Below are 5,805 nucleotides of genomic sequence, written 5' to 3' on the forward strand. Positions count from 1 at the left end.
GCACTCCAAAACCGCATCACTCCCGGGCACCCGCCCGCCCCTCCGAGGTCCCGGAGCCGCCGCTGCCGGGGGCTCAGCCGACCGGGTCGCGCTCCACCGGGCAGCTCATGCAGCGGGGGCCGCCGCGGCCGCGGCCCAGTTCGCTGCCCGGGATCTCGATCACCTCGATGCCCTGCTTGCGCAGATGCGTGTTGGTGGTGGAGTTCCGCTCGTAGGCGACGACCACGCCCGGCTCGACCGCCAGGACGTTGCAGCCGTCGTCCCACTGCTCGCGCTCCGCCGAGTGCACGTCCTGGGTGGGGGTCAGCACCCGGATCTCGCTGAGCCCCAGGGCGGCGGCGATGGCGCGGTGCATGTGCTCCGGCGGATGGTCGGTGACCTTCAGCTCCTTCTCGCCGGCGCCCGGTTCGATGGTGTAGGAGCGCAGCATGCCGAGGCCCGCGTACTGGGTGAAGGTGTCGTCGTCGATCATCGTCATCACCGTGTCGAGATGCATGAAGGCGCGTCTCTTCGGCATGTCCAGGGCCACGATGGTCTGCGCCGAACCGGCCGCGAACAGCTTGTGCGCCAGCATCTCCACGGCCTGCGGGGTGGTCCGCTCGCTCATCCCGATCAGCACCGCGCCGTTGCCGATGACCAGCACGTCGCCGCCCTCGATGGTGGACGGGTAGTCGGCCTGCCCCTCGGACCAGACGTGGAAGCGCTCACGGGTGAACAGCGGATGGTGCCGGTAGATCGCCTCGAAGTGCACCGTCTCGCGCTGCCGCGCCGGCCAGCGCATCGCGTTGATGGCGACCCCGTCGTAGATCCAGGCGGAGGTGTCCCGGGTGAAGAGGTGGTTGGGCAGCGGGTCGAGCAGGAAGTCGTCCAGCTCCATGGCGTGGAAGCGCACGGAGACCGGCTCGGCGTGGGCGTCCAGGAACTCCCGCTTGGTCATGCCGCCGACCAGGGCCGAGGCCAGTTCCGCCGCGGGAAGGGTCTCGAAGGCGGCCCGCAGATGGTCGGTGGCCAGCGGACCGTACTCCTTCTCGTCGAAGACCCGGTCCAGGACGAGTGCCCGCGCAGCCGGGATCTCCAGCGTCTCGGTGAGCAGATCGCCGAAGAGGTGCACGGTGACGCCCCGGTCGCGCAGCACGTCCGCGAATCCGTCGTGCTCGGCACGTGCCCGGCGCACCCAGAGCACGTCGTCGAAGAGCAGCGCGTCCTTGTTGCTCGGCGTGAGCCTTTTGAGCTCGAGGTCGGGCCGGTGCAGGATGACGCGGCGCAGTCGCCCGGCCTCGGAGTCGACGTGGTAGGTCATGCCTCCATCCTGACCACTCGAGCGCCTGTTCACCCCCCTGTTGCACAGACTCGTCGGCGGCCCCGGATCACCCGGCGGACTCGGCCGCCGCTCGGGTCACCCGGCGGACTCAGCCGCCGCCTAGGTCACCCGGCGGACTCACCGGCCGCCCGGTCACCCGGCGAGCCGGGCCGGCACCAGTTCGGGCCTGGCGAGCATGCGCCGGGCGGCGGAGCCGGGCTCCAGCGCGGCCCGGGCGACGATCCATCCGGCGAGCAGATGCGGGTCGCCGGGCTCCCGGGCCAGCTCCTTGGCGTAGCCCTCGAGGGCGGCGGCCGGGTCGCCCGCGGCGAGGTGTTCGTCGGGGGTGCGCGGATGCTCGGGCGCGGTGGCGAAGGCGTGGGTGCGGTGGTCGGGCCAGGGGGCGCGGTCGGGTCGCAGCGGCGCGGTGCCGGGCGGTGTGTCACCGGTGAGAGGAGCGCCCTGCGTCCCGGCCGCGCGGGCCACGTTGCGCAGGCGCCACTCGGTGCGGTGCAGGGCGGCGGCGGTGCGGGCCCGGGTGAGGGCGGCCGGGTCGACGGGCTCGCGCAGCCAGCCGTCGAGGGTGCGGGCGAGGCCGGTGACCAGGGCGTGCCCGGCGGGGGTGAGCCGGCCGCTGGTGAGCAGGGTGCGCACCACCAGCCGGCTCTGGGTGCGGCGCAGCGCGAAGTGGTAGGCGGCCGTCCCGGCGTGCTCGGGCTCGGCCAGGCGGTCGCGCCAGAATCCGGCGACGCCGGTGAAGGCGTAGGCGCCGTGCAGCAGGCCGGTGAGATGGCGCGGGTCGTGGCGCCAGGGGGCGTAGTAGTGCTCGGCCCGGTCGTCGTCGAGGAGCGGGAAGAGGTGGATCAGGGCGGCGAGCTTGCTGTGCTGGAACTCGTGGACCAGCGCCTCGGCGAGCGCGGTCGCCGAGGCGGGGCGGGCGATGACCATGGCGCCGTAGGAGTCGCCGCTGGAGGCGGACACCCGGACGTCGGGCGGCGGCTCGGGCAGCAGGCTGGTCCGCTCCCAGGGCACGATCGTCCGGATCTCGGCGGGGTCGAGCCGTCCGGGCGGGCCCGCGTCGCCCGCCGCGGCGAGGATGCCGGCGGCCTCGTCGAACAGCCGCTGCCAGGCCTCGGCCTCGTCGGCGTCCAGCCGGGCCGGCGGTACGGGGCCGTCGAGGTCGCGGTAGGGGTCCAGGTCCTCCAGCGGCACGGCGGCGTCACCGGCGGGCGTGGTGAGCGTGCGCAGGGGCAGCCAGTGCAGCGTCTCGGCGCGGGCGGCGTCTCCGACGGGTACCGGTCGCGGGCGGCATCTCAGGGAGGCCGGCCGCCCGGCCCGGTCGGGGCCGGTGAGCGTCAGTTCTCCGGCGCGGGTCCTGGCCCGGCCGGCCGTCAGTCCCCCGGCGCCCTCCGGGAGGCACGCCGTGCCAAGGCCCGGCAGGGACAGGGCGCCGTCGACCAGCGGCACGAGCAGGTCGGTGTCGGTGCCGGCGTGCAGGGCCGCGGCGACGGTGAGCGCGTTGAGCCGTCCCGCCTCGGCCCACAGCGGGGGTCCGGTCGCGGTGCCGTGCACCCGGCGCAGCAGATGGGCGATCCAGCCGCCCGTGGTCGGCGCGAGCAGCAGCCGGTCGACCGGTCCGGGCGCGTGCTCGGCCGCTTCCTTCAGCAGCCGCCAGGCCTCCGCGGCCGGGGTGAGCGGGGTGGGCAGATCCTCCAGCTGGTCCAGGACGGTGCGCAGCAGCAGCAACCGGCGGGCGCGCTCGGCCCGTTCGAGGAAGGCCAGGGCCTCGGCGGAGCCGCCGCCGGCGGCCAGTTCCGCGAACAGGTGCTCGGGCATGCGGAACGGGGTGGGGCGCTGCTCGGCGGTCGTCACCGGTGACCTCCGGTCGGTGGGCGGGCATGCGAAAGCGCTGCGGGGCGCTTTCCCGCAGCGGCGAGGTGCTACTCGGCGCGGCCCGTCTCGCCCCCGCCCTTCATGCCGCCCCGGGATCGCAGGACTTCGGTGAGAAGGCGGGTACCGGGCCGGAGCGGAGCGAGTCGGTCCACGGCGGTCAGGGGCAGAGCCGCGAGGTCCGCCAGGTCCGACTCCACGACGGCAGCCCCGGCCGCGGTGCCGGGCTCTCGGGCGGCGGCAACGGCGTTGCGCTGAGCGGGCGGCTGATGCAAGGTGCGTCCCCCTTCTCGCACGGTGGCACGCGATGCCCCGTGTCCCTATCCATCATGGCCACTGATTCCCGCATCGAAAACCATACGATCACGCCACCCGATCATCATGCATCGTGCGTATGTCCAGATGAGGCTTCCAACTCCCTTGACAAGGGGTTGAGTTGGCGCTCCGCTCGGCAACGGGCGGGCGGCTGCGGCCGCTTCGGCGTATGCCCTCGCGAAGCCTCCGGCTCCGGCCGGACGGGACTGGTGAGACCGCAGTGACCCGCGGGCCGGCCACGGTGTGACGGGGCGGGCCAGTGGTGCCGCGGGGACGGGGTGCGGGACGGCCCGGCGCGCTTCGGCACGGGGCGCCATCAGCGGCGATACGGGCGATGCGGCCGGCATCCGGGCGGGCGGCGGGCGGGTGCGGCCCGGAAGGCCCGGCCCGCCGGAGGCCGGTCTTCCGGTGCCCTGGCGCCGGACCGGCCCGAGGCCGGGGGACGGCAGAGCACGACCCGCTCCTGTGAGAGGCGCGAGGCGTGCCCATACGGCCGGAAACCATCCCTCCGCATCGGGACGGGCACCCCGCGCCGGATGCGTACGCAAACCGGCGAGGCGTCCGGAGGACGTACCTAGGGGGCGCATGAGGAGCGCATGACGGCACGCACGGTCGCCCGCACCGCCGGACGAGGCACGAGGGGCGCACGCCCCGCCCGCCCGTGCCGCCACCGCGTCCGCCCCCGGCGGCCGGACGGCGGACGCCCGCCCCTCGAACGGCGCACCGCTCCCCACGCCGTCGGCGATCACCGGCGCTTGCTTCCAGTGATCCACCACCGGGGCGTGTACGACTGCCGATGCGCCGTCAGCCGGCCGGTACTGTGCGACGGCTTGGATCACTCACCCCGGGTGGCGGCGACCGGCCGCCGGACCGGACCGTGCTGGAAGAGAGCCGGACGAGAGCTGGAAGAGAGGGGGACACATGAGCCCTGACGCGCTGATCACCCACCTCGTGGGGGCCTCGGCACTGATCCTCGTGGCCGCGCACGCCGCGGGGTGGGCCGCCCGGCGGCTGGGCCAGCCGTACATCGCCGGCCAGCTGGTGGCGGGCATGGCGCTCGGTCCCTCGCTGCTCGGCGGCGTGGCGCCCGGCGTGTACGCGCGGCTGTTCCCCGAGGAGATCGACACGGCGCTGACCGGGTTCGCCCAGTTCGCCCTGGTGGTCTTCCTGTTCGCGGTGGGCTACGAGCTCGACCTGAAGGTGCTGGGCGACCGGGCGCGGACGACGGTGACGGTGGCGCTCGCCTCGTTCGTCGTGCCCATGGCGGCGGGCACCGGCGGGGCGCTGCTGTTCCGCGAGCAGCTCAGCGGGCTCGGCATGCCGCGCGACCCCTCCCCCGCCGTCCTGGTGTTCGCGGGGCTCGCCCTGTCGATAACGGCCGTGCCGGTGCTGACCGCGATCGTGCGGGAGAACGGCCTCGCCCCCACGGTGCCCGGCGTGGTCGCCGTCTCGGCGGCGGGACTGCTCGACGTGGTGTGCTGGACGGTCCTGGCCGGGACGATGCTGGACAGCGGCGACGGCCACGCCCTCACCTGGCCCTGGCGCCTGCTGCTCGCCGCCGGATTCGTGGTCCTGATGCTCCTCGCGGCCCGGCCGCTGCTGCGCCGGCTGCTGTGGCGTGCCGGGACCTCTCCCGCGCTGCGGCCGGCGCTGCTCATCGGCTTCGCCCTCGCCTCGGCCGGGGTGTCGCACGCCGTGGGCCTGCATGTGATCTTCGGTGCGCTGCTGGCGGGAGTGGTCACCCCCCGGGAGCCGGACGGCACCCTGGACCCGGATCTGCTGCGTCCGCTGAACGACGTCGGCTCGCTGCTGCTGCCGTTCTTCTTCGTGATCTCCGGCCGTGCCGTCACGCTCAACACCATGGGCACCGCGGGCTGGATCGCCCTCCTTGCGGTGACCGTCCTGGCGGTGCTCACCAAGGTCGGCAGCGGCACGGCGGCCGCCCGGCTGGGCGGTCTCGGCCGCCAGGACGCCCGCATCGTGGGCGTCCTGCTGAGCGCCCGCGGCCTCACCGAGCTGATCGCCCTCGACGCCGGCCTGCGCGCCGGCCTGCTCAGCCCCGACCTGTACACCGTCCTGGTCTTCATGGCCCTGGCCACCACCCTGCTGACCCAGCCGCTGCTGCGCCTGACCCGCCCCCAGGGCGGAGGGAAGCGCACCCGCCCGCCGTGCGACACGGGCCCGGCCGCGCGCCCGGCGAAAGGCCAAACGGCGCCCGCAGGACAGGACGGCACCCGTGCGGCCCCGGTCGCCGACCTGAGCTGAGAGAGACACCCGGAGACATCTGACACGACGACGGG

Annotated in this window: 3 protein-coding genes; 1 reads left to right on the forward strand and 2 read right to left on the reverse strand. The window is 74.7% G+C overall.

Annotation, left to right across the window (positions count from 1 at the left end):
- Positions 1-73: 73 nt before the first annotated feature.
- Together ABD207_RS27735 and ABD207_RS27740 are read right to left on the reverse strand one after the other, a co-directional pair.
- Positions 74-1,300 (reverse strand): arginine deiminase, encoded by a 1,227-nt coding sequence (locus ABD207_RS27735; protein WP_344015935.1) that lies wholly within the window; start codon positions 1,298-1,300, stop codon positions 74-76.
- Between the two features lie 153 nt (positions 1,301-1,453).
- Entirely contained in the window at positions 1,454-3,172 is a 1,719-nt protein-coding gene (locus ABD207_RS27740) for an HEXXH motif domain-containing protein (RefSeq protein ID WP_344015936.1), read from the reverse strand.
- Between the two features lie 1,254 nt (positions 3,173-4,426).
- Between ABD207_RS27740 and ABD207_RS27745 the strand changes: the two genes are divergently transcribed.
- Positions 4,427-5,770: a cation:proton antiporter gene (locus tag ABD207_RS27745; protein WP_344015938.1), complete on the forward strand. Its 1,344-nt coding sequence runs from the start codon at positions 4,427-4,429 to the stop codon at positions 5,768-5,770.
- Positions 5,771-5,805 lie beyond the last annotated feature (35 nt).

Origin of the sequence: Streptomyces thermospinosisporus, assembly GCF_039526425.1 — a bacterium.
GTDB lineage: Bacteria > Actinomycetota > Actinomycetes > Streptomycetales > Streptomycetaceae > Streptomyces > Streptomyces thermocarboxydovorans.